This is a genomic window from Pseudomonas sp. Bc-h, assembly GCF_002080045.1.
GTDB lineage: Bacteria > Pseudomonadota > Gammaproteobacteria > Pseudomonadales > Pseudomonadaceae > Aquipseudomonas.
This window is the reverse complement of record NZ_MUIN01000017.1, coordinates 1-26,126: the sequence shown is the minus strand read 5'-3', so window position 1 is coordinate 26,126 and position 26,126 is coordinate 1. Positions and strand designations below refer to the sequence as shown.

At 55.2% G+C, this 26,126-nt stretch carries 30 protein-coding genes and 4 tRNA genes; all 34 read right to left on the bottom strand.

Annotation, left to right across the window (positions count from 1 at the left end):
* Positions 1-393, bottom strand: a complete 393-nt coding sequence (rpsH, locus tag BWR59_RS29505) for a 30S ribosomal protein S8 (RefSeq protein WP_081569207.1) — start codon at positions 391-393, stop codon at positions 1-3.
* 212 nt (positions 394-605) lie between these two features.
* Positions 606-911 (bottom strand): 30S ribosomal protein S14, encoded by a 306-nt coding sequence (gene rpsN, locus BWR59_RS29500; RefSeq protein WP_003228726.1) that lies wholly within the window; start codon positions 909-911, stop codon positions 606-608.
* Between the two features lie 13 nt (positions 912-924).
* Entirely contained in the window at positions 925-1,464 is a 540-nt protein-coding gene (rplE, locus tag BWR59_RS29495; protein ID WP_037017720.1) for a 50S ribosomal protein L5, read from the bottom strand.
* Positions 1,465-1,484: 20 nt separating this feature from the next.
* Positions 1,485-1,799, bottom strand: a complete 315-nt coding sequence (rplX, locus tag BWR59_RS29490) for a 50S ribosomal protein L24 (protein ID WP_003176416.1) — start codon at positions 1,797-1,799, stop codon at positions 1,485-1,487.
* An 11-nt stretch (positions 1,800-1,810) separates the two neighbouring features.
* A complete protein-coding gene (rplN, locus tag BWR59_RS29485) occupies positions 1,811-2,179 on the bottom strand; it encodes a 50S ribosomal protein L14 (RefSeq protein WP_002555479.1) in 369 nt (122 codons plus the stop codon).
* Between the two features lie 23 nt (positions 2,180-2,202).
* On the bottom strand, positions 2,203-2,469 hold the full coding sequence (gene rpsQ / locus BWR59_RS29480) for a 30S ribosomal protein S17 (protein WP_003444370.1): 267 nt from the start codon (positions 2,467-2,469) through the stop codon (positions 2,203-2,205).
* Between the two features lie 2 nt (positions 2,470-2,471).
* A complete protein-coding gene (gene rpmC, locus BWR59_RS29475) occupies positions 2,472-2,663 on the bottom strand; it encodes a 50S ribosomal protein L29 (protein ID WP_002555481.1) in 192 nt (63 codons plus the stop codon).
* Positions 2,663-3,076 (bottom strand): 50S ribosomal protein L16, encoded by a 414-nt coding sequence (gene rplP / locus BWR59_RS29470; protein ID WP_019409905.1) that lies wholly within the window; start codon positions 3,074-3,076, stop codon positions 2,663-2,665. The genes rpmC and rplP overlap by 1 nt, the downstream gene beginning before the upstream one ends.
* Positions 3,077-3,088: 12 nt before the next feature.
* Complete coding sequence (gene rpsC, locus BWR59_RS29465) at positions 3,089-3,775, bottom strand: 30S ribosomal protein S3 (RefSeq protein ID WP_003176422.1); 687 nt, start codon at positions 3,773-3,775, stop codon at positions 3,089-3,091.
* A gap of 13 nt (positions 3,776-3,788) precedes the next feature.
* Positions 3,789-4,121, bottom strand: coding sequence for a 50S ribosomal protein L22 (gene rplV / locus BWR59_RS29460; RefSeq protein ID WP_003103908.1), 333 nt, complete (start codon positions 4,119-4,121; stop codon positions 3,789-3,791).
* A gap of 13 nt (positions 4,122-4,134) precedes the next feature.
* Entirely contained in the window at positions 4,135-4,410 is a 276-nt protein-coding gene (gene rpsS, locus BWR59_RS29455; RefSeq protein WP_002555486.1) for a 30S ribosomal protein S19, read from the bottom strand.
* A 16-nt stretch (positions 4,411-4,426) separates the two neighbouring features.
* Entirely contained in the window at positions 4,427-5,251 is an 825-nt protein-coding gene (gene rplB, locus BWR59_RS29450) for a 50S ribosomal protein L2 (protein ID WP_032626510.1), read from the bottom strand.
* A gap of 14 nt (positions 5,252-5,265) precedes the next feature.
* Positions 5,266-5,565, bottom strand: coding sequence for a 50S ribosomal protein L23 (rplW, locus tag BWR59_RS29445; RefSeq protein ID WP_008374165.1), 300 nt, complete (start codon positions 5,563-5,565; stop codon positions 5,266-5,268).
* Positions 5,562-6,164 carry a 50S ribosomal protein L4 gene (rplD, locus tag BWR59_RS29440; RefSeq protein WP_037017717.1) on the bottom strand — a complete coding sequence of 201 codons (603 nt, stop codon included), beginning with the start codon at positions 6,162-6,164 and terminating at the stop codon, positions 5,562-5,564. Before rplD ends, rplW begins: the two co-directional genes overlap by 4 nt.
* Before the next feature lie 12 nt (positions 6,165-6,176).
* On the bottom strand, positions 6,177-6,812 hold the full coding sequence (rplC, locus tag BWR59_RS29435) for a 50S ribosomal protein L3 (protein WP_081569206.1): 636 nt from the start codon (positions 6,810-6,812) through the stop codon (positions 6,177-6,179).
* 81 nt (positions 6,813-6,893) lie between these two features.
* The gene (rpsJ, locus tag BWR59_RS29430) at positions 6,894-7,205 is read right to left on the bottom strand and encodes a 30S ribosomal protein S10 (RefSeq protein WP_003186070.1); all 312 of its coding nucleotides are present in this window, start codon (positions 7,203-7,205) and stop codon (positions 6,894-6,896) included.
* A 141-nt stretch (positions 7,206-7,346) separates the two neighbouring features.
* Positions 7,347-8,540, bottom strand: coding sequence for an elongation factor Tu (tuf, locus tag BWR59_RS29425; RefSeq protein WP_074817517.1), 1,194 nt, complete (start codon positions 8,538-8,540; stop codon positions 7,347-7,349).
* A 31-nt stretch (positions 8,541-8,571) separates the two neighbouring features.
* A complete protein-coding gene (gene fusA / locus BWR59_RS29420; RefSeq protein ID WP_081569205.1) occupies positions 8,572-10,677 on the bottom strand; it encodes an elongation factor G in 2,106 nt (701 codons plus the stop codon).
* A 30-nt stretch (positions 10,678-10,707) separates the two neighbouring features.
* On the bottom strand, positions 10,708-11,178 hold the full coding sequence (rpsG, locus tag BWR59_RS29415) for a 30S ribosomal protein S7 (protein ID WP_010490886.1): 471 nt from the start codon (positions 11,176-11,178) through the stop codon (positions 10,708-10,710).
* A gap of 119 nt (positions 11,179-11,297) precedes the next feature.
* Complete coding sequence (gene rpsL, locus BWR59_RS29410; RefSeq protein ID WP_002555494.1) at positions 11,298-11,669, bottom strand: 30S ribosomal protein S12; 372 nt, start codon at positions 11,667-11,669, stop codon at positions 11,298-11,300.
* Positions 11,670-11,873: 204 nt separating this feature from the next.
* Positions 11,874-16,073: a DNA-directed RNA polymerase subunit beta' gene (rpoC, locus tag BWR59_RS29405; RefSeq protein ID WP_081569204.1), complete on the bottom strand. Its 4,200-nt coding sequence runs from the start codon at positions 16,071-16,073 to the stop codon at positions 11,874-11,876.
* A 63-nt stretch (positions 16,074-16,136) separates the two neighbouring features.
* The gene (rpoB, locus tag BWR59_RS29400) at positions 16,137-20,210 is read right to left on the bottom strand and encodes a DNA-directed RNA polymerase subunit beta (RefSeq protein WP_081569203.1); all 4,074 of its coding nucleotides are present in this window, start codon (positions 20,208-20,210) and stop codon (positions 16,137-16,139) included.
* Positions 20,211-20,430: 220 nt separating this feature from the next.
* The gene (rplL, locus tag BWR59_RS29395; protein ID WP_005791984.1) at positions 20,431-20,796 is read right to left on the bottom strand and encodes a 50S ribosomal protein L7/L12; all 366 of its coding nucleotides are present in this window, start codon (positions 20,794-20,796) and stop codon (positions 20,431-20,433) included.
* Positions 20,797-20,874: 78 nt separating this feature from the next.
* A complete protein-coding gene (rplJ, locus tag BWR59_RS29390) occupies positions 20,875-21,375 on the bottom strand; it encodes a 50S ribosomal protein L10 (RefSeq protein WP_081569202.1) in 501 nt (166 codons plus the stop codon).
* Positions 21,376-21,571: 196 nt separating this feature from the next.
* Entirely contained in the window at positions 21,572-22,267 is a 696-nt protein-coding gene (gene rplA / locus BWR59_RS29385) for a 50S ribosomal protein L1 (RefSeq protein ID WP_062384458.1), read from the bottom strand.
* Positions 22,267-22,698 carry a 50S ribosomal protein L11 gene (rplK, locus tag BWR59_RS29380; RefSeq protein WP_081569201.1) on the bottom strand — a complete coding sequence of 144 codons (432 nt, stop codon included), beginning with the start codon at positions 22,696-22,698 and terminating at the stop codon, positions 22,267-22,269. Before rplK ends, rplA begins: the two co-directional genes overlap by 1 nt.
* A gap of 120 nt (positions 22,699-22,818) precedes the next feature.
* On the bottom strand, positions 22,819-23,352 hold the full coding sequence (gene nusG, locus BWR59_RS29375) for a transcription termination/antitermination protein NusG (RefSeq protein WP_002555501.1): 534 nt from the start codon (positions 23,350-23,352) through the stop codon (positions 22,819-22,821).
* 9 nt (positions 23,353-23,361) lie between these two features.
* Complete coding sequence (gene secE, locus BWR59_RS29370; protein ID WP_081569200.1) at positions 23,362-23,730, bottom strand: preprotein translocase subunit SecE; 369 nt, start codon at positions 23,728-23,730, stop codon at positions 23,362-23,364.
* Between the two features lie 45 nt (positions 23,731-23,775).
* Positions 23,776-23,851 (bottom strand) — tRNA-Trp (locus BWR59_RS29365).
* 190 nt (positions 23,852-24,041) lie between these two features.
* Positions 24,042-24,117: transfer RNA gene (locus tag BWR59_RS29360), tRNA-Thr, on the bottom strand.
* Between the two features lie 27 nt (positions 24,118-24,144).
* Positions 24,145-24,218: transfer RNA gene (locus BWR59_RS29355), tRNA-Gly, on the bottom strand.
* Between the two features lie 27 nt (positions 24,219-24,245).
* A tRNA-Tyr gene (locus BWR59_RS29350) sits at positions 24,246-24,330 on the bottom strand.
* 141 nt (positions 24,331-24,471) lie between these two features.
* A complete protein-coding gene (locus BWR59_RS29345; RefSeq protein ID WP_081569199.1) occupies positions 24,472-24,888 on the bottom strand; it encodes a hypothetical protein in 417 nt (138 codons plus the stop codon).
* An 81-nt stretch (positions 24,889-24,969) separates the two neighbouring features.
* Complete coding sequence (gene birA / locus BWR59_RS29340; RefSeq protein WP_081569198.1) at positions 24,970-25,932, bottom strand: bifunctional biotin--[acetyl-CoA-carboxylase] ligase/biotin operon repressor BirA; 963 nt, start codon at positions 25,930-25,932, stop codon at positions 24,970-24,972.
* Positions 25,933-26,126 lie beyond the last annotated feature (194 nt).

Sequence of the window (26,126 nt, the reverse complement as noted above, 5' to 3'; positions counted from 1 at the left end):
TTAGAACACTGTGCAAAGCACTTCGCCGCCGACACCGGCAGCGCGCGCAGCACGATCCGTCATCACACCTTTGTTGGTGGAGACGATAGACACACCGAGACCGCCACGAACTTTTGGCAGATCATCGACGGACTTGTACTGACGCAGGCCTGGACGACTAACGCGCTTGACCTCTTCGATGACCGGACGGCCTTCGAAGTATTTCAGCTCGATAGACAGCGAGGGCTTGGTTTCGCTGCTGATCTGATAACCCGCAATATAGCCTTCGTCTTTCAGGACTTTAGCTACAGCCACCTTCAAAGTGGAGGATGGCATGCTTACGACGGGCTTTTCAGCCATCTGGGCATTACGGATACGAGTTAGCATGTCCGCTAACGGGTCCTGCATACTCATGGGCTAGACGCTCCTAATACAAAATAATTAGCCTTACGGCTACTGCTTGTCGCCAAAAAACTCGGGCACGTGAAAACACGGACTCTGGCGAGCCGGCAATTCTAGACGTACCCCACAAACGAATCAAGCCCCAAAAGGGGCTTGATTCGAATTCAGGTCTCACGCTGGTCGGTTTACAGAGAAACCGGCCAGCATGGTACGAGAAGTGCGGCTTACCAGCTGGCTTTAACCAGACCTGGTACGTCACCACGCATTGCAGCTTCACGCAGCTTGTTACGGCCCAGGCCGAACTTGCGGTAAACACCGTGCGGACGACCAGTCAGGCGGCAACGGTTACGCATGCGCGAGGCGCTTGCGTCACGTGGTTGCTTCTGCAGGGCAACTGTCGCTTCCCAACGCGCTTCTGGACTTGCGTTCAGATCCACGATGATTGCTTTCAGTGCCGCACGCTTGGTGGCGTACTTGGCAACGGTGAGCTGACGCTTCAGCTCACGGTTTTTCATGCTCTTCTTGGCCATGGTCCTACTCCAATCAGTTGCGGAACGGGAACTTGAACGCACGCAGCAATGCGCGACCTTCTTCGTCCGTACGAGCAGTGGTGGTCAGGGTAATGTCCAGACCGCGCAGGGCATCGATCTTGTCGTAGTCGATTTCCGGGAAGATGATCTGCTCTTTCACGCCCATGCTGTAGTTGCCACGACCATCGAAGGACTTGGCATTCAGGCCGCGGAAGTCGCGGACCCGAGGCAGGGAGATCGACAGCAGACGATCCAGGAATTCATACATACGCTCACGGCGCAGAGTCACTTTGACGCCGATCGGCCAACCTTCACGGACTTTAAAGCCAGCGATGGATTTCCGAGCGTAAGTCACAACGACTTTCTGACCGGTGATCTTTTCCAGGTCAGCTACAGCGTGCTCGATGACTTTTTTGTCACCAATCGCTTCGCCCAGACCCATGTTCAGGGTGATCTTTGTTACGCGTGGAACTTCCATCACGTTCGAAAGCTTAAGTTCTTCCTTAAGCTTCGGTGCGATTTCTTTCCAGTAAATCTCTTTTAGTCGTGCCATGGTCTTCTACCTAGCAGTGTTCAAGCATCAACCGCTTTTTGGGTCGACTTGAAGACACGAATTTTTTTGCCGTCTTCAACTTTAAAGCCAACGCGGTCTGCCTTGTTGGTTTCGCCGTTGAAAATGGCGACGTTAGAGGCGTCCAGTGGAGCCTCTTTTTCGACGATACCGCCTTGCACGCCCGACATCGGGTTTGGCTTGGTATGACGCTTCACCAGGTTCAGACCACCAATAACCAGACGGTTATTAGCGAGAACCTTGAGCACCTTACCGCGCTTACCTTTGTCTTTGCCGGCGATCACGATGATCTCGTCGTCACGACGAATCTTTTGCATGTCGGATCTCCTTACAGCACTTCTGGGGCGAGCGAGACGATCTTCATGAACTTCTCAGTACGAAGTTCACGGGTCACTGGCCCAAAGATACGGGTGCCGATCGGCTCTTGCTTGTTGTTCAACAGAACAGCAGCGTTGCCATCGAAGCGGATGATGGAGCCGTCTGCACGACGAACACCGTGGCGAGTGCGGACTACAACAGCAGTCATCACTTGACCTTTCTTCACCTTACCGCGCGGAATTGCTTCCTTGACGGTCACTTTGATGATGTCACCGATACCAGCGTAACGACGATGAGAGCCACCAAGCACCTTGATGCACATAACGCGGCGAGCGCCGCTGTTATCGGCCACATCGAGCATGGATTGAGTCTGAATCATATAATTTCTCCGACCCCTAGCCCTTAGACTTCCACAGCGCGTTCGAGGATATCAACCAGGGCCCAAGACTTGGTCTTGGCCAGCGGACGGGTTTCACGGATCGTGACCTTGTCGCCGATGTGGCACTGGTTGGTTTCGTCGTGCGCGTGCAGCTTAGTCGAACGCTTAACGTATTTACCGTAGATCGGGTGCTTTACGCGACGCTCGATCAGAACGGTGATGGTCTTGTCCATCTTGTCGCTGACAACACGGCCAGTCAGCGTACGGACGGTTTTTTCGGCTTCAGCCATGATTACTTACCTGCCTGCTGGTTGAGCACAGTCTTCACGCGAGCGATGTCACGCTTAACTTGCGAGAGCAGGTGAGACTGCCCCAACTGGCCAGTTGCCTTCTGCATACGCAGATTGAACTGGTCGCGCAGCAAGCCGAGCAGTTGCTCGTTCAGTTGCTGTGCTGATTTTTCACGAAGTTCATTCGCTTTCATCACATCACCGTCCGCTTAACAAAGGAGGTGGCGAGCGGCAGCTTTGCAGCAGCCAGGGCGAAAGCCTCACGCGCCAACTCTTCGGAAACACCCTCGATTTCATACAGGACTTTGCCTGGCTGAATCTGAGCAACCCAGTACTCCACGTTACCCTTACCTTTACCCATACGAACTTCGAGGGGCTTTTTGGAAATAGGCTTGTCCGGGAATACACGGATCCAGATCTTGCCGCCACGTTTTACGTGACGGGTCAGTGCACGACGCGCTGACTCGATCTGACGAGCGGTGAGACGACCACGAGCTACAGACTTCAGCGCATACTCGCCGAAGCTGACTTTGCTACCGCGCAGTGCCAGACCACGGTTGTGACCGGTCATCTGCTTGCGGAACTTCGTACGCTTTGGTTGCAACATTTGGCGTACCCCTTACTTAGCAGCTTTTTTACGAGGCGCTGGTGCTTGTGGCTTCAGCTCTTCTTGGCGACCACCGATTACTTCGCCTTTGAAGATCCAAACCTTTACACCGATCACACCGTAAGTGGTGTGAGCTTCGTAGTTGGCATAGTCGATGTCGGCACGCAGGGTGTGCAGAGGCACACGACCTTCGCGATACCATTCAGTACGTGCGATTTCAGCACCGCCGAGACGACCGCTCACTTGGATTTTGATGCCTTTGGCACCAATGCGCATGGCGTTCTGTACTGCGCGCTTCATAGCGCGACGGAACATTACGCGACGCTCCAGCTGCTGAGCTACGCTCTGCGCAACCAGCATACCGTCGAGCTCCGGCTTGCGGATCTCTTCGATATTGATGTGCACAGGCACACCCATTTGCTTGGTCAGGTCCTGACGCAGTTTCTCAACATCTTCACCTTTCTTGCCGATCACAATGCCGGGACGAGCGGTGTGGATGGTGATACGTGCAGTCTGAGCCGGACGATGGATATCGATACGGCTTACGGACGCGCTTTTTAGTTTGTCTTGGAGATACTCACGCACCTTCAGATCAGCGAACAAGTAGTCCGCATAAGTCCGACCGTCTGCGTACCAGACGGAGGTGTGCTCCTTGACGATTCCCAGGCGAATGCCAATGGGATGTACTTTCTGACCCATCTCTTCGACTCCGTTACTTGTCAGCAACCTTGACAGTGATATGGCAAGACCGCTTGACGATGCGATCAGCACGGCCTTTGGCACGTGGCATGATGCGCTTCAGCGAACGCCCTTCGTTGACGAAAACGGTGCTGACCTTCAGATCATCAACGTCTGCGCCTTCGTTATGCTCGGCGTTGGCTACGGCCGACTCCAGCACTTTTTTCATGATCTCGGCGGCTTTCTTACTGCTGAAAGCCAACAGGTTGAGCGCTTCGCCCACCTTCTTCCCGCGGATCTGGTCGGCGACCAAGCGGGCTTTCTGGGCGGAGATTCGAGCGCCCGACAACTTAGCGGCTACTTCCATCGTTCCTTACCCCTTAACGCTTGGCTTTCTTGTCTGCCACGTGCCCACGATATGTGCGGGTACCGGCAAACTCGCCCAGTTTGTGGCCGACCATGTCTTCGTTCACGAGAACAGGAACATGCTGACGACCGTTATGCACTGCAATGGTCAGACCGACCATTTGTGGCAGGATCATCGAACGACGCGACCAGGTCTTAACTGGTTTGCGATCGTTCTTTTCCGCCGCCACTTCGATCTTCTTCAGTAGGTGAAGATCAATAAAAGGACCTTTTTTCAGAGAACGTGGCACTGTCGTATCCCTCTATTTACTTGCGACGACGGACGATCATTTTGTCGGTACGCTTATTACCACGAGTCTTCGCGCCCTTAGTCGGGAAGCCCCACGGCGATACCGGATGACGACCACCAGAGGTACGACCTTCACCACCACCATGTGGGTGGTCAACCGGGTTCATGGCAACACCACGAACGGTTGGGCGAACGCCACGCCAGCGCTTGGCACCAGCTTTACCCAGCGAACGCAGGCTGTGCTCGGAGTTCGAGACTTCACCCAGCGTTGCACGGCATTCCGACAGCACTTTGCGCATTTCACCGGAACGCAGACGCAGGGTCACGTAGACACCTTCACGAGCGATCAGCTGAGCCGAAGCACCAGCGGAACGAGCGATCTGTGCACCTTTACCTGGCTTCAGTTCGATGCCGTGTACGGTAGAACCCACTGGGATGTTGCGCAGTTGCAGAGCGTTACCTGGCTTGATTGGAGCCAGAGCGCCTGCAATCAGCTGGTCGCCTGCACTCACGCCTTTAGGGGCGATGATGTAGCGACGCTCGCCGTCTGCGTACAGCAGCAGTGCGATGTGAGCAGTACGGTTTGGATCGTATTCGATACGCTCGACAGTGGCAGAGATGCCATCTTTGTCGTTGCGACGGAAATCGACCAGACGATAATGCTGCTTATGACCACCACCAATGTGACGAGTGGTAATACGGCCATTGTTGTTACGACCACCAGACTTCGATTTTTTCTCGAGCAGCGGTGCGTGAGGAGCGCCTTTATGCAGCTCCTGGTTGACCACCTTGACCACAAAACGGCGGCCAGGGGAAGTCGGTTTGCATTTAACGATTGCCATGATGCACCCCTTCCTTACTCAGCACTGCTGCTGAAATCGAGATCTTGGCCTGGCTGAAGGGAGATAACTGCCTTCTTCCAGTCATTGCGCTTGCCCAGGCCGCGAGCAGTGCGTTTGGTCTTACCCAGAACATTCAGGGTAGTCACGCGCTCTACTTTCACGCTGAACAGGCTTTCGACGGCCTTCTTGATTTCCAGCTTGGTTGCATCAGTAGCAACCTTGAAAACGAACTGACCTTTCTTGTCTGCCAGAACCGTAGCCTTCTCGGAAACGTGCGGGCCAAGCAGAACTTTAAATACGCGTTCCTGGTTCATCCCAGCAGCTCCTCGAATTTCTTCACGGCCGACACAGTGATCAACACTTTGTCGTATGCGATCAGACTAACTGGATCGGAACCTTGAACATCACGTACATCAACGTGCGGCAGGTTACGAGCAGCCAGGTACAGATTCTGGTCAACAGCGTCAGACACGATCAGAACGTCGGTCAGGCTCATGTCGTTCAGCTTGCCCAGCAGGTCTTTGGTTTTCGGCGATTCAACGGCGAAATCCTGAACCACGACCAGACGATCAGTACGAACCAGTTCAGCAAGGATGGAGCGCAGTGCTGCGCGGTACATCTTCTTGTTGAGCTTCTGAGAGTGATCCTGAGGACGCGCTGCGAATGTGGTACCGCCGCCACGCCAGATTGGGCTACGGATAGTACCGGCACGAGCACGGCCAGTACCCTTCTGACGCCATGGGCGCTTGCCGCCACCGGAAACGTCGGAACGGGTCTTTTGCTGCTTGCTGCCCTGACGGCCGCCAGCCATGTAGGCCACGACTGCTTGGTGAACCAGCGTCTCGTTGAACTCGCCGCCAAATGTCAGTTCGGAAACTTCGATCGCTTGAGCGTCATTTACATTTAATTGCATGTCAGCTTCCCCTTAACCGCGAGCCTTGGCTGCTGGACGTACAACCAGATTGCCGCCAGTAGCGCCAGGAACGGCACCCTTGACCAACAACAGATTGCGTTCAGCGTCCACGCGCACTACTTCCAGGGACTGCACGGTCACGCGCTCAGCGCCCATATGACCGGACATTTTTTTGCCCTTGAATACACGACCAGGAGTCTGGCACTGGCCGATAGAGCCCGGGACGCGGTGGGATACGGAGTTACCGTGAGTATTATCTTGACCACGGAAATTGTGGCGCTTGATAGTACCCTGGAAGCCTTTACCCTTGGACTGACCGGTCACATCTACCAGTTGACCAGCGGCAAAAATTTCCGCATTGATCAGATCACCAGCCTGGTACTCGCCTTCTTCAAGACGGAATTCCAGAACAGTGCGACCAGCGGCAACGTTCGCTTTAGCGAAGTGGCCTGCCTGAGCGGCAGTCACACGCGAAGCACGACGCTCACCGACGGTGACTTGCACTGCACGATAGCCATCGCTTTCTTCGGTTTTGAACTGGGTGACGCGATTCGGCTCGATCTCAATGACCGTGACCGGAATGGAGACACCTTCTTCGGTGAAAATACGGGTCATACCGCATTTACGACCGACTACACCAATAGTCATGTTGTAAACCTCATGAGTGTACGGGGCTTTCACCCGCTATGGCCGCCCATTTCAGAGCGTTACACGACTAAGACCCAAGTCTTAGCCGAGGCTGATCTGCACTTCCACACCGGCCGCAAGATCGAGCTTCATAAGTGCATCAACGGTTTTATCCGTTGGCTGGACGATATCCAGAACGCGCTTATGAGTACGGATCTCATACTGGTCACGCGCGTCTTTGTTGACGTGCGGGGATACCAGAACTGTGAACCGCTCTTTACGGGTAGGCAGTGGAATTGGACCACGCACTTGAGCACCAGTACGTTTCGCGGTTTCCACGATTTCCTGGGTGGATTGGTCGATCAGGCGATGGTCAAAAGCCTTCAACCTGATACGGATTTGCTGATTTTGCATTGGATTTCAGACTCCGGCTGCTATTCCCACCGAGCGCAATACGCCCGTTAAAAGGAGGCGCAATTCTATAGACGCCCAAGATAGGTGTCAACCCAATAAAAAAGCCCCCGCTAGGCGGGGGCTTTTTCAATTCATCACTTATTAAGCGATGATTTTGGCTACGACGCCAGCGCCGACGGTACGACCGCCTTCACGGATAGCGAAACGCAGACCGTCTTCCATCGCGATTGGCTTGATCAGAGTGACGGAAACTTTAACGTTGTCACCTGGCATAACCATTTCTACGCCTTCCGGCAGTTCGCAGCTACCGGTTACGTCGGTAGTACGGAAGTAGAACTGTGGACGGTAGCCTTTGAAGAACGGAGTGTGACGACCGCCTTCTTCTTTGCTCAGCACGTAGATTTCAGCTTCGAACTGAGTGTGCGGCTTGACGGTGCCTGGCTTGACCAGAACCTGGCCACGCTCAACGTCGTCACGCTTGGTGCCGCGCAGCAGAACGCCGCAGTTCTCGCCAGCACGACCTTCGTCGAGCAGCTTGCGGAACATTTCAACACCGGTGCAGGTGGTGACGGTAGTGTCACGCAGACCAACGATTTCCAGTGGATCCTGAACCTTGACGATACCGCGCTCAACACGACCGGTAACAACGGTGCCGCGACCGGAGATCGAGAACACGTCTTCGATTGGCATCAGGAATGGCTTGTCGGTCAGACGAACTGGTTCTGGGATGTAGCTGTCCAGAGTCTCAACCAGTTTACGAACGGCAGTGGTGCCCATTTCGTTGTCGTCTTTACCTTCCAGCGCCATACGGGCAGAGCCGATGATGATTGGGGTGTCGTCGCCCGGGAAGTCGTAAGTGCTCAGCAGATCGCGCACTTCCATCTCAACCAGTTCCAGCAGCTCAGCGTCGTCTACCAGGTCAGCCTTGTTCAGGAAGACCACGATGTACGGAACGCCTACCTGACGGGACAGCAGGATGTGCTCACGGGTTTGTGGCATCGGACCATCAGCGGCCGAACAAACCAGAATCGCGCCGTCCATCTGGGCAGCACCGGTGATCATGTTCTTCACATAGTCAGCGTGACCTGGGCAGTCAACGTGAGCGTAGTGACGGATCAGCGAGTTGTATTCAACGTGCGCGGTGTTGATGGTGATACCACGAGCTTTCTCTTCTGGTGCGCTGTCGATCTTGTCGAAGTCGACACGAGCCGAACCGAAAACTTCGGAGCAGACGCGAGTCAGAGCAGCGGTCAGAGTGGTTTTACCGTGGTCAACGTGACCGATGGTGCCAACGTTGACGTGCGGAAGGGAACGATCAAATTTTTCTTTAGCCACGACAAATAACTCCTAGCCTAAAGGCGCTGAATCAGCCTTGTTTTTTGGTTACAGTTTCGACGATGTGCGACGGCGCTGTATTGTATTTTTTGAATTCCATAGAGTAGCTTGCGCGACCCTGGGACATCGAGCGAACGTCGGTCGCATAACCGAACATCTCACCCAACGGAACTTCGGCACGAATCACCTTGCCGGAAACCGTGTCTTCCATACCCAGGATCATGCCGCGACGACGGTTAAGGTCGCCCATCACGTCACCCATATAGTCTTCAGGCGTAACAACCTCTACCGCCATGATCGGCTCGAGCAACTCACCACCACCCTTCTGGGCCAGTTGCTTGGTCGCCATGGAAGCAGCCACCTTAAACGCCATCTCGTTCGAGTCGACGTCGTGGTAAGAACCATCAAACACGGTAGCCTTCAGGCCGATCAGCGGATAGCCGGCAACAACGCCGTTCTTCATCTGCTCTTCGATGCCCTTCTGGATAGCCGGGATGTATTCCTTAGGAACCACACCACCCACTACTTCGTTCACGAATTGCAGACCTTCCTGACCTTCATCAGCAGGTGCAAAACGGATCCAGCAGTGACCGAACTGGCCACGACCGCCGGATTGACGAACGAACTTGCCTTCGATTTCACAGTTCTTCGTGATGCGCTCACGATAGGAAACCTGAGGCTTGCCGATGTTGGCTTCGACGTTGAACTCACGGCGCATCCGGTCAACCAGGATGTCCAGGTGCAGCTCGCCCATGCCAGAGATGATCGTTTGACCAGTCTCTTCATCAGTCTTAACGCGGAAAGAAGGGTCTTCCTGAGCCAGCTTGCCCAGTGCGATACCCATTTTTTCCTGGTCATCCTTGGTCTTTGGCTCAACGGCAACCGAAATAACCGGCTCCGGGAAGTCCATGCGAACCAGGATGATTGGCTTGTCAGCGTTGCAGAGGGTTTCACCAGTGGTGACGTCCTTCATGCCGATCAGGGCCGCGATGTCGCCAGCGCGTACTTCCTTGATCTCTTCACGGGCGTTTGCGTGCATTTGCACCATACGACCCACGCGCTCTTTCTTGCCTTTAACCGAGTTGATCACGCCGTCGCCGGAGGCCAACACGCCCGAGTAAACGCGGACGAAGGTCAAGGTACCCACGAATGGGTCGGTAGCGATCTTGAACGCCAGAGCCGAGAACGGCTCGTTGTCGTCTGCATGACGCTCCATCTCTTCTTCCTCGTTATCAGGGTTGGAACCCTTGATAGCAGGAATGTCGACAGGAGCCGGCAGGTAGTCGATAACGGCGTCGAGAACCAGGGGAACGCCCTTGTTCTTGAAGGAAGAACCGCAAACAGCCAGGACGATTTCGCCAGCGATAGTACGCTGACGCAGAGCGGCCTTGATTTCCTCGATGGTGAGCTCTTCACCTTCCAGGTACTTGTTCATCAGCTCTTCGCTGGCTTCGGCCGCGGCCTCAACCATGTTGCTGCGCCACTCTTCAGCCAGCTCCTGCAGTTCTGCAGGGATAGCTTCGCGACGTGGAGTCATGCCCTTGTCAGCATCGTTCCAGTAAACCGCTTCCATGGTCATCAGATCGATCTGACCCTGGAAGTTGTCTTCGGCACCGATAGCCAACTGGATTGGCACCGGGGTGTGACCCAGACGCTGCTTGATCTGAGCGATCACGCGCAGGAAGTTAGCGCCGGCACGGTCCATCTTGTTCACGTAAACGATACGTGGAACACCGTATTTGTTGGCTTGACGCCATACGGTTTCGGACTGCGGCTCAACGCCGGAAGTGCCACAGAACACAACGACAGCGCCGTCGAGTACACGCAGGGAACGTTCAACTTCAATGGTGAAGTCTACGTGACCCGGGGTATCGATGACGTTGAAGCGGTACTGGTCTTTGTGCTGCTTGGCCGAACCCTGCCAGAAGGCGGTAATGGCAGCAGAAGTAATGGTAATACCACGCTCCTGCTCCTGAACCATCCAGTCAGTGGTCGCAGCGCCGTCATGCACTTCGCCCATCTTGTGGCTTTTGCCAGTGTAAAAAAGGACGCGCTCGGTGGTGGTGGTTTTACCAGCATCCACGTGAGCAACGATACCGATGTTACGGTAGCGGTTGATCGGTGTAGTACGAGCCATAAAGCCCTCGCAAAATTAGTGACGCTGAAATTAGAAGCGGTAGTGCGAGAAAGCCTTGTTGGCTTCAGCCATACGGTGCACGTCTTCACGCTTCTTGACTGCAGCACCTTTGCCTTCAGCGGCGTCCAACAGTTCGCCAGCCAAACGCAGAGCCATAGACTTCTCACCGCGCTTGCGCGCGAAGTCTACCAGCCAACGCATTGCCAGAGCATTACGACGGGACGGACGAACTTCAACCGGAACCTGGTAAGTAGCACCGCCTACACGGCGCGACTTTACTTCGACCAGCGGAGCGATGGCGTCGAGAGCTTTCTCGAAGATTTCCAGGGGGTCGCTGTTCTTGCGTTCTTTAACCTTGTCCAGCGCGCCATAAACGATACGCTCGGCAACGGCTTTTTTGCCGCTTTCCATCACGTGGTTCATGAACTTGGCCAGGATCTGGCTTCCGTATTTTGGATCGTCAAGCACTTCGCGCTTGGCTGCTACGCGTCTTCTTGGCATGGATAAGCCCTCAAACGGTCTTCAGGTTCGCTCGGAATCGGTGCCCTTTCGGGACGCCTCCGACCTTACTCTTATCGACTCAGAAAATAAGATGATTCAGTTTTTACAAAAAGCCGCTACTACTTAGGCTTCTTGGTACCGTACTTCGAACGACCCTGGTTACGACCTTTAACGCCGGAAGTATCCAAGGAGCCGCGAACGGTGTGGTAACGAACACCCGGCAAGTCTTTTACACGGCCGCCACGAATCAGGACGACGCTGTGCTCTTGCAGGTTGTGGCCTTCACCGCCGATGTACGAGGAAACCTCGAAACCGTTGGTCAGGCGCACACGGCATACTTTACGCAGTGCCGAGTTAGGTTTTTTCGGCGTGGTGGTGTACACACGAGTGCACACGCCACGACGTTGCGGGCAGTTCTGCAGCGCAGGTACGTCGGATTTCTCGACGATACGCTTACGCGGCTGACGTACCAGCTGGTTGATAGTTGCCATCTACTAGCTCCACTGTTGTCTTGCGACGCTATTGTCTTACAAGAAAAGCAAAATGGCAGGACATGAGTCCCGCCAGATTTAGGGGTACAAGAGTCTAAAGAGGATCCTGCCCCCAGTCAAGGCAAAGCCCCGACCCCTATGCCCACCCGCTCACAGGAAAAAACCTGTCAGCTGTGAATGGACATCAAGATCAGGGCCCTACTCTCAATTACTGCTTGAGTTCAACGCTTCGGTCAGCGCGGCTTCAACTTCGCTCGCGCTCACACGCAACGGCTTGTCAGCTTCACGACGACGCTTGCGCTCGCTGTGATAAGCCAAACCGGTACCGGCAGGGATCAGACGACCCACAACCACGTTTTCTTTCAGGCCGCGAAGGTAATCGCGCTTGCCGGTTACCGCCGCTTCGGTCAGTACGCGAGTGGTCTCCTGGAAGGAGGCCGCCGAGATGAACGATTCGGTGGACAACGATGCCTTGGTGATACCAAGCAGCACACGAGTGAACTTCGAGATGAACTTCTCGTCCTGTGCGAGGCGCTCGTTCTCAACCAGAACATGCGTCAACTCCATCTGGTCGCCCTTGATGAAGCTCGAGTCGCCAGACTCGGAGATCTCAACCTTGCGCAGCATCTGACGAAGGATCGTTTCGATGTGCTTGTCGTTGATCTTCACGCCTTGCAAGCGGTAAACGTCCTGAATCTCATTGACGATGTATTTCGCCAGAGCGCTGACACCCAACAAACGCAGGATGTCGTGCGGATCGCTAGGGCCGTCGGAGATAACTTCACCGCGGTTCACTTGCTCACCTTCGAAGACGTTCAGGTGACGCCATTTCGGAATCAGCTCTTCGTACGGATCGCTGCCGTCGTTTGGCGTAATAACCAGACGACGCTTGCCTTTGGTCTCTTTACCGAATGCGATCGTACCGCTGACTTCCGCCAGGATCGATGCTTCTTTCGGGCGACGCGCTTCGAACAAGTCAGCAACGCGTGGCAGACCACCGGTGATGTCACGGGTCTTGGAAGTCTCTTGTGGAATACGGGCGATAACATCACCCACGCCCACTTGAGCACCGTCCGCAACGCCGACCAGGGCGTTCGCTGGCAGGAAGTACTGAGCCGGTACGTCAGTACCTGGCAGCAACAGATCCTTGCCATCGATACCCACCATCTTGACCGCAGGACGAATATCCTTGCCAGCCGCCGGGCGGTCTTTGGCGTCAAGTACTTCGATGTTGGTCAGACCGGTCAGTTCGTCGGTCTGGCGCTTGATCGTAATACCTTCTTCCATGCCCACATAGGTCACGGTACCTTTCATTTCGGTAACGATCGGGTGAGTGTGCGGGTCCCACTTGGCCACGATAGAGCCAGCGTCGACCTTGTCGCCTTCCTTCACCGAGATCACTGCACCGTAAGGCAGTTTGTAACGCTCACGCTCACGGCCGAATTCGTCGGCGATCGCCAGCTCACCGGAACGCGATACCGCGACCAGGTTGCCATCGAGACGCTCTACGTGCTTCAGGTTATGCAGACGGACGATACCGCCGTTTTTCACCTGAACGCTGTCGGCTGCGGAAGTACGGCTTGCCGCACCACCGATGTGGAACGTACGCATGGTCAGCTGGGTACCCGGCTCACCGATCGACTGTGCAGCGATAACGCCGACAGCTTCACCGATGTTCACCTGGTGACCACGGGCCAGATCGCGACCGTAGCACTTGGCGCAGATGCCATAGCGGGTTTCGCAGCTGATTGGCGAGCGTACGATCACTTCGTCGATGCTGTTCAGCTCGATGAATTCGACCCACTTCTCGTCTACCAGCGTACCGGCAGGAACAATGACGTCTTCGGTGCCCGGCTTGAACACGTCACGGGCAATTACACGGCCCAGTACGCGCTCACCCAGAGGCTCGACCACGTCGCCGCCTTCGATGTGCGGAGTCATCAGCAGGCCCTGTTCGGTGCCGCAGTCGACTTCGGTAACCACCAGATCCTGCGCAACGTCGACCAGACGACGAGTCAGGTAACCGGAGTTCGCGGTTTTCAACGCGGTATCCGCAAGACCCTTACGAGCACCGTGAGTCGAGATGAAGTACTGGAGTACGCTCAGACCTTCACGGAAGTTCGCGGTGATCGGCGTCTCGATGATCGAGCCGTCCGGCTTGGCCATCAGACCACGCATACCCGCCAACTGACGAATCTGTGCTGCGGAACCCCGCGCACCCGAGTCAGCCATCATGTACATCGAGTTGAAGGACTCTTGATCCACAGTCTCGCCGTGACGGTCGACAACCTTCTCTTTCGAGAGGTTGGACATCATCGCCTTGGAGACTTCGTCGTTCGCCTTGGACCAGAGGTCGATCACCTTGTTGTACTTCTCGCCCTGGGTTACTAGGCCGGAGGCATACTGACTTTCGATCTCTTTAACTTCTTCGGTCGCGGCATCGATGATGCGAGCTTTTTCATCCGGGATAACGAAGTCGTTAACGCCGATGGAAACACCCGAAATGGTCGAGTACGCAAAACCGGTGTACATCAACTGGTCAGCGAAGATCACGGTCTCTTTCAGACCAACCACGCGATAGCACTGGTTGATCAGCTTGGAGATCGCCTTTTTCTTCATAGGCTGGTTGACGACGTCGTACGACAGGCCCTTTGGCACAACTTGATACAGCAATGCACGGCCGACGGTGGTGTCGACAATACGGGTGCCGCTCACGCTGCCGCCGTCACGGTCATTGACCGTTTCGTTGATCCGCACCTTGACCTTGGCATGCAGCGCGGCTTCGCCGGCGCGGAATACACGGTCAACTTCCTGCAGATCCGCGAACACACGACCTTCGCCCTTGGCGTTGATCGCTTCACGAGTCATGTAGTACAGGCCCAGTACAACGTCCTGCGAAGGAACGATGATTGGCTCACCGTTGGCTGGCGACAGGATGTTGTTGGTCGACATCATCAGCGCGCGCGCTTCGAGCTGGGCTTCCAGCGTCAGCGGAACGTGAACGGCCATCTGGTCGCCGTCGAAGTCGGCGTTGTACGCAGCACAGACCAGCGGGTGCAGCTGAATAGCCTTACCTTCGATCAGTACCGGTTCAAACGCCTGGATACCCAGACGGTGAAGAGTCGGCGCACGGTTCAGAAGCACTGGGTGTTCACGAATCACCTCAGCGAGAACGTCCCAGACCTCTGGCAGTTCGCGCTCGACCATTTTCTTGGCCGCTTTGATGGTGGTCGCAAGACCGCGCATTTCCAGCTTGCCAAAGATGAACGGCTTGAACAGCTCGAGAGCCATTTTCTTCGGCAGGCCGCACTGGTGCAGACGCAGGGTCGGACCTACGGTAATTACCGAACGACCCGAGTAGTCAACGCGCTTACCGAGCAAGTTCTGACGGAAACGACCCTGTTTACCCTTGATCATGTCAGCCAGGGATTTCAGAGGGCGCTTGTTCGAACCGGTGATCGCACGGCCGCGACGGCCGTTGTCGAGCAACGCGTCCACAGCTTCCTGCAGCATGCGCTTTTCGTTGCGCACGATGATGTCCGGAGCGGACAGATCCAGCAGGCGCTTCAAACGGTTGTTACGATTGATCACTCGACGATACAGATCGTTGAGGTCGGAAGTCGCGAAACGACCGCCATCCAGTGGGACCAGTGGACGCAGATCTGGCGGCAGAACCGGCAGAACGGTCAACACCATCCACTCTGGCAAGTTGCCGGAACCCTGGAAGGCTTCCATCAACTTCAGGCGCTTGGACAGCTTCTTGATCTTGGTTTCGGAGTTGGTTTGCGGAATCTCTTCGCGCAGACGGCCAATCTCGTGCTCCAGGTCGATAGCGTGCAGCAGCTCGCGGACAGCCTCGGCACCCATGCGGGCGTCGAAGTCGTCACCGAACTCTTCGAGGGCTTCGAAGTACTGCTCGTCGTTCAGCAGCTGGCCTTTTTCAAGGGTGGTCATGCCTGGATCGATAACGACATAGCTCTCGAAGTAGAGAACACGCTCGATATCACGCAGGGTCATGTCCATCAGCAAACCGATACGGGACGGCAACGACTTCAGGAACCAGATGTGAGCAACCGGCGAAGCCAGCTCGATGTGAGCCATACGCTCACGACGGACCTTAGCCAGTGCAACCTCAACGCCGCACTTCTCGCAGATCACGCCACGATGCTTCAAGCGCTTGTACTTACCGCACAGGCACTCGTAATCCTTTACCGGGCCAAAGATCTTGGCGCAGAACAGGCCGTCACGCTCAGGTTTGAACGTACGGTAGTTGATGGTTTCCGGCTTTTTAACTTCACCGAACGACCACGAACGGATCATCTCAGGCGATGCCAATCCGATACGGATGGCGTCGAACTCTTCGACTTGACCCTGGTTTTTCAGCAAATTCAGTAGGTCTTTCAAGGCCTTTCCTCCTGGCGGAGCAGAGGGTGGTCATACCGACCCACCCTCGATTCGCGTCACGTGTTATTCGGTTTCCAGATCGATATCGATACCGAGCGAACGGATTTCTTTGATCAACACGTTGAAGGACTCGGGCATGCCCGGCTCCATACGGTGATCGCCGTCCACGATGTTTTTGTACATCTTGGTACGGCCGTTCACATCGTCCGACTTCACTGTGAGCATTTCTTGCAGAGTGTATGCCGCGCCGTATGCTTCCAGCGCCCAGACCTCCATCTCCCCGAAACGCTGACCACCGAACTGCGCCTTACCACCCAGCGGCTGCTGGGTAACCAGGCTGTAGGAACCAGTGGAACGCGCATGCATCTTGTCGTCCACCAAGTGGTTCAGCTTCAGCATGTACATGTAGCCAACAGTTACCGGACGCTCGAATTTGTTACCGGTACGACCGTCGAAGAGTTGCATCTGGCCACTGTCCGGCATGTCCGCCAGGCGCAGCATGGCCTTGATTTCGCTTTCCTTGGCACCGTCAAACACCGGAGTTGCCATTGGAACGCCGCCACGCAGGTTCTTCGCCAGATCCAGAACTTCCTGATCAGACAGGTCGTCCAGGTTTTCCTGACGACCGCCGATCTCGTTGTAGATCTCGTTCAGGAACTTGCGCAGTTCAACGACTTTACGCTGCTCTTCGAGCATACGGTTGATCTTCTCGCCCAGACCCTTGGCCGCGAGGCCCAAGTGCGTCTCGAGAATCTGACCAACGTTCATACGCGAAGGTACACCCAACGGGTTGAGGACGATATCCACAGGCGTGCCATTGGCATCGTGCGGCATGTCTTCAACCGGCATGATCACGGAGACCACACCTTTGTTACCGTGGCGACCGGCCATTTTGTCGCCCGGCTGGATGCGGCGACGAATGGCAAGGTAGACCTTGACGATTTTCAGCACGCCTGGAGCCAGGTCATCGCCCTGCTGCAGCTTGCGCTTCTTGTCTTCAAACTTGTCGTCCAGCAGACGGCGGCGATCAACGATGTAAGCCTGGGCTCTCTCGAGTTGCTCGTTCAGCGCGTCTTCGACCATGCGCAGCTTGAACCACTGGCCGTGCTCAAGACCGTCGAGGACTTCGTCGGTGATTTCCTGACCTTTCTTCAGGCCAGCACCACCTTCTACACTACGGCCTACCAAAGCAGAACGCAGACGCTCGAAGGTTGCACCTTCAACGATACGGAACTCTTCGTTCAGATCCTTGCGAATCTCGTCCAGCTGGCTCTTCTCGATCGACAGGGCACGAGCATCACGCTCAACGCCGTCGCGAGTAAAGACCTGTACGTCGATGACAGTACCTTTGGTACCGGTAGGTACGCGCAGGGAGGTGTCTTTGACGTCGCTAGCCTTCTCACCGAAGATTGCACGCAACAGTTTCTCTTCTGGCGTCAGCTGAGTCTCGCCTTTCGGGGTGACCTTACCCACCAGAATGTCGCCAGCGCCTACTTCAGCGCCTACATAAACGATACCGGCTTCGTCCAGTTTATTCAGCGCTGCTTCACCCACGTTCGGGATGTCAGCGGTGATTTCCTCAGGGCCCAGCTTGGTATCACGCGCCACACAGGTCAGTTCCTGAATGTGGATCGTGGTGAAGCGGTCTTCTTGAACGACACGCTCGGACAGGCAGATGGAGTCTTCGAAGTTGAAGCCGTTCCATGCCATGAACGCGATGCGCATGTTCTGACCGAGAGCCAGTTCACCCATGTCGGTGGACGGACCGTCGGCCATGATGTCACTACGCTGAACGCGATCACCCTTGCTCACCAGCGGACGCTGATTGATGCAGGTGTTCTGGTTCGAGCGGGTGTACTTGGTCAGGTTGTAGATGTCGACACCGGCTTCGCCTGGCTCAACTTCGTCATCAGCAACACGAACAACGATACGGCTGGCGTCCACCGAGTCAATGACGCCGCCACGACGGGCAACGACGCAAACACCGGAGTCACGCGCAACGTTGCGCTCCATGCCGGTACCCACCAGCGGCTTGTCGGCACGCAGGGTCGGTACAGCCTGACGCTGCATGTTCGAACCCATCAACGCACGGTTGGCGTCGTCGTGCTCGAGGAACGGAATCAGCGACGCTGCAACCGAAACGACCTGCTTCGGCGAAACGTCCATCAAGGTCACGTCTTCCGGCGCCTTGACGGTGAACTCGTTCAGGTGACGTACGGCAACCAGCTCATCGATCAGCTGACCTTTGTCGTTCATGGCAGCAGAAGCCTGCGCGATCACGTGATCGGCTTCTTCAATAGCGGACAGGAAGACGATCTCGTCGGTCACCAGGCCTTCCTTCACCACGCGGTACGGGCTTTCCAGGAAGCCATACTGGTTGGTGCGGGCATAGGCAGCCAGCGAGTTGATCAGACCGATGTTCGGACCTTCCGGCGTTTCGATCGGGCAAACACGACCGTAGTGCGTCGGGTGTACGTCACGAACTTCGAAGCCTGCGCGCTCGCGAGTCAGACCACCAGGGCCGAGTGCAGAGACACGACGCTTGTGGGTGATCTCGGACAGTGGGTTGTTCTGGTCCATGAACTGCGACAGTTGGCTGGAACCGAAGAACTCTTTCACCGCGGCAGCAACTGGCTTGGCGTTGATCAGGTCCTGAGGCATCAGACCTTCGCTCTCAGCCATCGACAGACGCTCTTTGACCGCACGCTCGACACGCACCAGACCAACGCGGAACTGGTTCTCGGCCATCTCGCCTACGCAGCGAACACGACGGTTACCCAAGTGGTCGATGTCATCGACGATGCCTTTGCCGTTACGGATGTCAACGAGGGTCTTGAGGACCGCAACGATGTCTTCCTTGCAAAGAACGCCCGAACCTTCGATTTCGGTACGACCGATACGACGGTTGAACTTCATGCGACCTACAGCCGACAGATCGTAACGCTCAGGACTGAAGAACAGGTTGTTGAACAGCGTCTCGGCTGCATCCTTGGTTGGCGGCTCGCCAGGACGCATCATGCGATAGATTTCGACCAGAGCTTCCAGCTGGTTGCCGGTCGAATCGATCTTCAGAGTGTCAGAGATGAACGGACCGCAGTCGATATCGTTGGTGTACAACGTCTCGATACGAACAACCTGAGCCTTGGCGATCTTCGCCAGGATTTCGGTGTTCAGCTCGGTGTTGCATTCAGCAATGATCTCGCCGGTAGCCGGGTGCACGATCGCTTTGGCGGTGGTACGACCAAGGACGTAATCCAGAGGAACTTCAAGAGCCTTGATATTGGCTTTTTCCAACTGGTTGATGTGGCGCGCGGTAATACGGCGGCCTTGCTCAACGATCACCTTGCCTTTGTCATCCTGGATATCCAGAACGGCAATTTCACCACGCAGGCGCTGAGGCACCAGCTCCAGGCTCAGGTTCTCGCCCTGAACGTGGAATACGTTGGTGGTATAGAACGCGTCCAGCACTTCTTCAGTGGTGTAGCCCAGCGCACGCAGCAGAACCGATGCAGGGAGCTTGCGGCGACGGTCGATACGGACGAATACACAGTCCTTTGGATCGAACTCGAAATCCAGCCACGAACCACGGTAAGGAATGATGCGAGCGGAGTACAACAGCTTGCCAGAACTGTGCGTCTTGCCGCGGTCGTGGTCGAAGAACACGCCCGGGGAACGGTGCAGCTGGGAAACGATCACACGCTCGGTACCGTTGATAACGAAGGTACCGTTCTCAGTCATCAGGGGGATTTCACCCATGTAGACTTCTTGCTCTTTGATGTCCTTGATCGCTTTGTTCGACGATTCTTTGTCGAAAATGATCAGGCGCACTTTTACCCGCAAAGGTACGGCGTACGTCACGCCGCGCAGCACGCATTCCTTGACATCAAATGCCGGTTCGCCCAGACGATATCCGACGTACTCCAGAGCAGCATTGCCGGAGTAGCTGATGATCGGGAAAACGGATTTGAAGGCCGCATGCAGGCCCACGTCGCGGAACTGATCTTTAGTCGCTCCCGCTTGCAAGAATTCACGATACGAATCCAGCTGGATGGCCAGGAGGTAAGGCACATCCATGACGTCCGGCAACTTGCTAAAGTCCTTGCGGATACGTTTTTTCTCAGTATATGAGTAAGCCATCAGCGTTCCCCAGCTTGGTCACCTGCTTGTTTGGCCTCCCCCGACGGGAGCGGCCAGAAAATCTTGCAAACCCCATGGTTTGCGCCACCGTTCGAGGTGGTTGAAGCACGTTAGTGGCGCCGACCTAATCGATCACCAAGAACGGAAAAAGGCCGGTGGCAGAAGCCACCAGCCATCAGCCTTTCGCTTAACGCTCGGGCTGGAGACGCAAGGTCGATGCTTACTTCAGCTCGACTTTAGCGCCTGCTTCTTCCAGAGTAGCTTTGGCTTTGTCAGCAGCGTCTTTTGCTACTGCTTCCAGAACCATTGCTGGAGCGCCGTCAACGACTGCCTTGGCTTCTTTCAGGCCCAGACCGGTCAGTTCACGAACTGCTTTAATGACGTTGACTTTCTTCTCGCCAGCTTCGGTCAGCATGACGTTGAATTCGGTTTGCTCTTCAACGACAGCGGCAGCAGCAGCTGGGCCAGCGGAAGCAGCAGCAGCGCTAACACCGAATTTTTCTTCGAAAGCCTTGATCAGTTCAACAACCTGCAGAACGGACATTTCAGCTACGGCGTTGAGGATATCGTCTTGAGAGATAGACATGACTCTAATTCCTGAATTGTGTGAGGGCCTATGCGGCCTTCGAAATAAACAAAAATACGCGAGAAGAGGTGTGCAGCCTTAGGCTGCAGCAGCTTCTTTCTGTTCGCGAACTGCCGCCAGAGTACGAGCCAGTTTGCTGGTAGCGCCTTGGATCACGCTCATCAGCTGGGAAATGGCTTCGTTACGGGTCGGCAAGGTTGCCAGTACATCGATCTGATTAGCTGCGAGGAACTTGCCCTCGAACGCAGCTGCCTTGATCTCGAACTTGTCCTGACCTTTAGCGAACTCTTTGAACAGACGGGCAGCAGCGCCAGGATGTTCGTTGGAGAAAGCGATCAAGGTCGGGCCGGTGAACGCGTCGTTGAGAACACTGTACTCAGTGTCAGCAACGGCACGCTTGAGCAGGGTATTACGTACGACACGTACGTATACGCCAGCTTCACGAGCCTCTTTACGGAGTCCGGTCATCGCGCCTACTGTTACGCCACGGGCATCAGCCACGACAGCGGACAGAGCGACTTTGGCAGCCTCGTTGACTTCAGCGACGATGGCCTTCTTGTCTTCGAGTTTAATTGCCACGGGTTTAACTCCTGCTTGTTACCGTTTCATCTGACCGAAGCCGGATGTCGTTTTGGTGTCTGATTCGGTAAGGAACCGGGAGCACCATCTGCGTAGGCTTGTGTTTTAAGACTTTCGCCGCCTACGGTCTTGGATAGCCCCCGCCAGGCAGGGACCCCAATATTTGCAAAGATGCGGTTACCCGCACCCTGCGGTCTTACGCGTTCAACGAACCCTGGTCGATGACCAGGCCTGGGCCCATAGTGGTGCTCAGGGTGACGCGCTTGACGTAGATACCTTTCGAGGAAGCTGGCTTGATACGCTTCAGGTCAGCGATCAGGGCTTCAACGTTCTCACGCAGCTTGTCAGCATCAAAACCGACTTTGCCAACGGAGGTGTGGATGATGCCGTTCTTGTCCGTGCGATAACGAACCTGACCAGCTTTTGCGTTTTTGACCGCGTTAGCTACGTCTGGAGTCACGGTGCCGACTTTCGGGTTAGGCATCAGGCCACGTGGACCGAGGATCTGACCCAACTGACCTACGACACGCATTGCGTCCGGGGATGCAATGACCACGTCATAGTTCAGGTCGCCGCCTTTCATTTCGGCAGCCAGGTCGTCCATACCAACGCGATCAGCGCCGGCAGCCAGAGCGGCTTCAGCTGCTGGACCTTGAGTGAAGACAGCAACGCGAACAGTCTTGCCAGTGCCGTGTGGCAGCACGGTGGCGCTGCGAACAACCTGGTCGGATTTACGCGGGTCAACACCGAGGTTTACAGCTACGTCCACGGACTCGCTGAATTTAACGGTCGACAGCTCGGTCAGCAGAGCAGCTGCGTCGTTGAAGCTGTAGGATTTGCCAGCTTCAACTTTCGAAGCGATTGCCTTTTGGCGTTTGGTCAGCTTAGCCATTACACACCCTCCACGTTAAGGCCCATGCTACGAGCAGAACCGGCGATGGTACGCACGGCAGCTTCCATGTCAGCAGCAGTCAGATCCGCGTTTTTGACTTTAGCGATCTCTTCCAGCTGAGCACGGGTAACAGTGCCAACTTTAACGGTGTTCGGACGAGCCGAGCCGCTGGTCAGGCCAGCTGCTTTCTTCAGCAGAACCGAAGCAGGGGTGCTTTTGGTTTCAAAAGTGAAGCTGCGGTCGCTGTAAACAGTGATGATCACAGGAGTCGGCAGACCTGGCTCAAGACCCTGAGTACGGGCGTTGAAAGCCTTGCAGAATTCCATAATGTTCACGCCATGCTGACCCAGAGCCGGACCAACAGGTGGGCTTGGGTTAGCCTGAGCGGCTTTCACTTGAAGCTTGATGTAAGCGGTAATCTTCTTGGCCATGAGGCACTCCAATTACGGGTTCAAACGCCTGAAAAAGGCTCCCCGGTTACTTGCGCGTTTATCCCAGTGACGACAAAACCCCACAGCCCAGGGCTGCGGGGTAAGGGATTTCCAGCTCAGCTATGCCTTTTCGACCTGACTGAACTCGAGCTCTACCGGAGTAGAGCGTCCGAAAATGAGCACTGCGACCTGAATCCGGCTCTTTTCGTAGTTAACTTCTTCAACCGTACCGTTGAAATCCGCGAACGGACCATCAGTAACGCGAACCACTTCACCTGGCTCGAACAGAGTCTTGGGCTTCGGCTTGTCGCTGCCATCAGCAACACGACGCAGAATAGCCTCGGCTTCCTTATCAGTGATAGGAGCCGGCTTGTCCGCCGTACCACCGATAAAGCCCATCACACGCGGGGTATCCTTGACCAAGTGCCAAGTACCCTCATTCATGTCCATCTGAACAAGCACATAACCAGGGAAGAACTTACGCTCGCTTTTGCGCTTCTGGCCGTTACGCATCTCTACGACTTCTTCGGTAGGGACCAGAATTTCGCCAAAACCATCTTCCATGCCTGCCAGCTTTACACGCTCGATCAGAGAGCGCATAACATGCTTCTCGTAACCCGAGTAGGCATGCACAACGTACCAACGCTTAGCCACGGGACACCCTTAGCCGACGATCAAGGAAACAAGCCAGCCGAGCAGGGAATCTAGCCCCCACAACAGCAGCGCCATAACCAGAACCACAGCCACCACAATGAGGGTAGTCTGGGTGGTTTCTTGACGAGTAGGCCATACGACTTTACGAATCTCAGCGCGAGCTTCCTTGGCCAACACGAAGAAAGCCTTGCCTTTGCCAGTCTGCAGCCCCACATAGGCTGCAACGGCGGCAATCACAAGCAAGGCAAGCACGCGATACAGGATTGGCTGCGCCGAGTAGTATTGATTTCCGACGACACCCACCACGACCAAGAGGACTACAACGAGCCACTTGACGAGATCAAAACGGGAGTCTGGGGCTTCAGCCTTTGGATTCATCTACTAAAATCCTGTGAAAAGAAAGCCAGACACGTTAAGCGAATCTGGCAGGTCAGGAGGGAATCGAACCCCCAACCTACGGTTTTGGAGACCGTCGCTCTGCCAATTGAGCTACTGACCTAAAAGCAAAATCAGGCCGAAGATTATGCGGACCCGACAGGAAGATTTCAACAGCTATTCGTTAAGGCCACAGTCTCACCCCTACCGAATCACTGCTAGCGACTGATTGCAGCCCAGGCCTGAAGCCGAAACACCGAACCGAACCAACCGCTTAAAACAAAGGCAGATACTTTCATATCTGCCTTTATTAATGGAGCTCTTGAGCGGATTTGAACCGCTGACCTCACCCTTACCAAGGGTGTGCTCTACCAACTGAGCTACAAGAGCAAAACGCATTGCACAACCAACAAAACTTGGAGCGGGTAGCGGGAATCGAACCCGCATCATCAGCTTGGAAGGCTGAGGTTCTACCACTAAACTATACCCGCCGAGCATGTTGCTTACGCTCGAAAATTTGGTGGAGGGGGAAGGATTCGAACCTTCGAAGTCGTAGACGTCAGATTTACAGTCTGATCCCTTTGGCCGCTCGGGAACCCCTCCTAAGCGAGCCGGCATTCTATATCATGCCAGCCTTCTGTCAACCTTTTTCTCAATAAAAACTTGAGGTTACAAACGTTGACCTTTGTTTCGCGTGCATTTCAATTTGTCCTGCACTGCGAAGCGGGCGCCATTCTATGCAAACTAATCAGCAGTTGCAATGCCTTCACACGACATTATTTCACTTTTTAATTGCGGAAAGTCCTGGCGCAACCTCCCCAATAAGGAGTCGTCAACAAGACGACGGCTATCTGTCGCGATCTTCAACCAGTACACGACCCCAGAGGCATCCAGACGCTTGCCGAATTGGGTTTGTATATCCAGGGTCGTCAAACGCTGCTCGATCGTTTTGGCCTCAGCCTGAGGAATATCACCTCCGAGGTACAAACATTGACTTGCAGACTTTGCCGAGGTTGATTCGACGAGCAACTGGATGTCCTGGCTGGCACCCTTGAAAAGTGATAGAGGCGCGACTTCCTTGGGACGCAATGGCGCCTCCTGCTGGTGCCACACGTAGTAGAAGACATTCAACATCACCAACAACAAAAACACCCACCGCATAACAACCTCACGACCAATCACGCACAGGGACGAAACCAGTTACCCAAAGCAGCCCCAACGCAGTTATTTCCCAAGGTATCGTCAACCGGCAGCCTGACGCAGCCGTAAAGTCAACTCGCCGCCACTGAAGACCATCAACTCGCCAGCGACCTCCAGGCGCAACGCACCGACAGCGTCAACGCCCACGACAACCCCCTCTATTGCATTATCACCAGCGAGCAGCGTCACAGCTTTACCTTGCCAAAGGTGATTGGCCTCCCACTCGTCTTTGAAAGCAGCAAACCCCTTATTCATATGCATCGACAGGTAAGCCTCAAGATTACGACTTACCTTCATCGCAATTTCATTCCGATCCTGGGCATCACCGAGCTCCAGCATCATCGACGTCCACGACTGATCAACTTCAGCAGAAGCACGCATGTTCACGTTGATACCGATGCCGATCACTACGTGGCAGACGTCTGCCGGATCGCCTGTAAGCTCCAGCAGCACACCGGCAAGCTTTCGGCCACCTACCAGGATGTCGTTAGGCCACTTCAAGCCAGCATCCTTGATACCCATTTCCCGGAGCATCTTGACCACCGCCAACCCAACCAGCAGGCTCAACCCCTCCAGTTGACGCATACCGCCGTCGATGCGCAGCGCCAAACTGTAGTAAAGGTTTTCAGCGAAGGGACTCACCCATTTACGCCCGCGACGCCCCCTACCTGCCGTCTGCCGCTCTGCGATCACAAGGAGAGGTAATCGGTCACCCCGACTCACCAGGCGCATTGCTTCGGCATTTGTGGAGTCGATACTGTCGTACACATGAATCGACCAGTTCGCATCTCCCTGACCTTCGTTCAGCCAACGCTCATCCAGTAGATATAGAGGAGTAGCCAGGCGATAGCCTCGCCCCCGAATTTTGTGGATCTCTATTCCGGTTTCAGCCTCCACCTGCTGAAGCCTCTTCCAGACAGCGCTGCGGCTGACACCAAGCGCTGCACCCAGCGCCTCACCAGAGTGGAATTCCCCATCCCCGAGAAGCTTCAACAACGTTTGCATTTCGTTAACACCTGTCAGTGAGGGACGCATGATATCCATGCAAGATGTTGACGCATAGAGCAAGGCCACGCGCCAGGGTTTTTCCGGGCGCAAAAACAAAACCCCATCTGCTTTCGCAGATGGGGTTTCGGAATTTAATCTTGACGATGACCTACTCTCACATGGGGAAACCCCACACTACCATCGGCGATGCA

What these genes read in the sequence shown, in the direction of transcription:
- rpsJ (WP_003186070.1), bottom strand. Translation starts at nt 7,205, where the DNA reads ATGCAAAATCAGCAAATCCGTATCAGGTTGAAGGCTTTTGACCATCGC.
- rplD (WP_037017717.1), bottom strand. Translation starts at nt 6,164, where the DNA reads ATGCAATTAAATGTAAATGACGCTCAAGCGATCGAAGTTTCCGAACTG.
- BWR59_RS29345 (WP_081569199.1), bottom strand. Translation starts at nt 24,888, where the DNA reads ATGCGGTGGGTGTTTTTGTTGTTGGTGATGTTGAATGTCTTCTACTAC.
- rplW (WP_008374165.1), bottom strand. Translation starts at nt 5,565, where the DNA reads ATGAACCAGGAACGCGTATTTAAAGTTCTGCTTGGCCCGCACGTTTCC.
- fusA (WP_081569205.1), bottom strand. Translation starts at nt 10,677, where the DNA reads ATGGCTCGTACTACACCGATCAACCGCTACCGTAACATCGGTATCGTT.
- rplP (WP_019409905.1), bottom strand. Translation starts at nt 3,076, where the DNA reads ATGTTGCAACCAAAGCGTACGAAGTTCCGCAAGCAGATGACCGGTCAC.
- rplE (WP_037017720.1), bottom strand. Translation starts at nt 1,464, where the DNA reads ATGGCACGACTAAAAGAGATTTACTGGAAAGAAATCGCACCGAAGCTT.
- rpsN (WP_003228726.1), bottom strand. Translation starts at nt 911, where the DNA reads ATGGCCAAGAAGAGCATGAAAAACCGTGAGCTGAAGCGTCAGCTCACC.
- rpoB (WP_081569203.1), bottom strand. Translation starts at nt 20,210, where the DNA reads ATGGCTTACTCATATACTGAGAAAAAACGTATCCGCAAGGACTTTAGC.
- rplB (WP_032626510.1), bottom strand. Translation starts at nt 5,251, where the DNA reads ATGGCAATCGTTAAATGCAAACCGACTTCCCCTGGCCGCCGTTTTGTG.
- rpsH (WP_081569207.1), bottom strand. Translation starts at nt 393, where the DNA reads ATGAGTATGCAGGACCCGTTAGCGGACATGCTAACTCGTATCCGTAAT.
- rpsC (WP_003176422.1), bottom strand. Translation starts at nt 3,775, where the DNA reads ATGGGTCAGAAAGTACATCCCATTGGCATTCGCCTGGGAATCGTCAAG.
- secE (WP_081569200.1), bottom strand. Translation starts at nt 23,730, where the DNA reads ATGAATCCAAAGGCTGAAGCCCCAGACTCCCGTTTTGATCTCGTCAAG.
- rpmC (WP_002555481.1), bottom strand. Translation starts at nt 2,663, where the DNA reads ATGAAAGCGAATGAACTTCGTGAAAAATCAGCACAGCAACTGAACGAG.
- rpsG (WP_010490886.1), bottom strand. Translation starts at nt 11,178, where the DNA reads ATGCCAAGAAGACGCGTAGCAGCCAAGCGCGAAGTGCTTGACGATCCA.
- rpsL (WP_002555494.1), bottom strand. Translation starts at nt 11,669, where the DNA reads ATGGCAACTATCAACCAGCTGGTACGTCAGCCGCGTAAGCGTATCGTC.
- rplN (WP_002555479.1), bottom strand. Translation starts at nt 2,179, where the DNA reads ATGATTCAGACTCAATCCATGCTCGATGTGGCCGATAACAGCGGCGCT.
- rplK (WP_081569201.1), bottom strand. Translation starts at nt 22,698, where the DNA reads ATGGCCAAGAAGATTACCGCTTACATCAAGCTTCAAGTGAAAGCCGCT.
- rpsQ (WP_003444370.1), bottom strand. Translation starts at nt 2,469, where the DNA reads ATGGCTGAAGCCGAAAAAACCGTCCGTACGCTGACTGGCCGTGTTGTC.
- birA (WP_081569198.1), bottom strand. Translation starts at nt 25,932, where the DNA reads ATGCAAACGTTGTTGAAGCTTCTCGGGGATGGGGAATTCCACTCTGGT.
- rplV (WP_003103908.1), bottom strand. Translation starts at nt 4,121, where the DNA reads ATGGAAGTAGCCGCTAAGTTGTCGGGCGCTCGAATCTCCGCCCAGAAA.
- rplX (WP_003176416.1), bottom strand. Translation starts at nt 1,799, where the DNA reads ATGCAAAAGATTCGTCGTGACGACGAGATCATCGTGATCGCCGGCAAA.
- rplC (WP_081569206.1), bottom strand. Translation starts at nt 6,812, where the DNA reads ATGACTATTGGTGTAGTCGGTCGTAAATGCGGTATGACCCGTATTTTC.
- rplL (WP_005791984.1), bottom strand. Translation starts at nt 20,796, where the DNA reads ATGTCTATCTCTCAAGACGATATCCTCAACGCCGTAGCTGAAATGTCC.
- rplA (WP_062384458.1), bottom strand. Translation starts at nt 22,267, where the DNA reads ATGGCTAAGCTGACCAAACGCCAAAAGGCAATCGCTTCGAAAGTTGAA.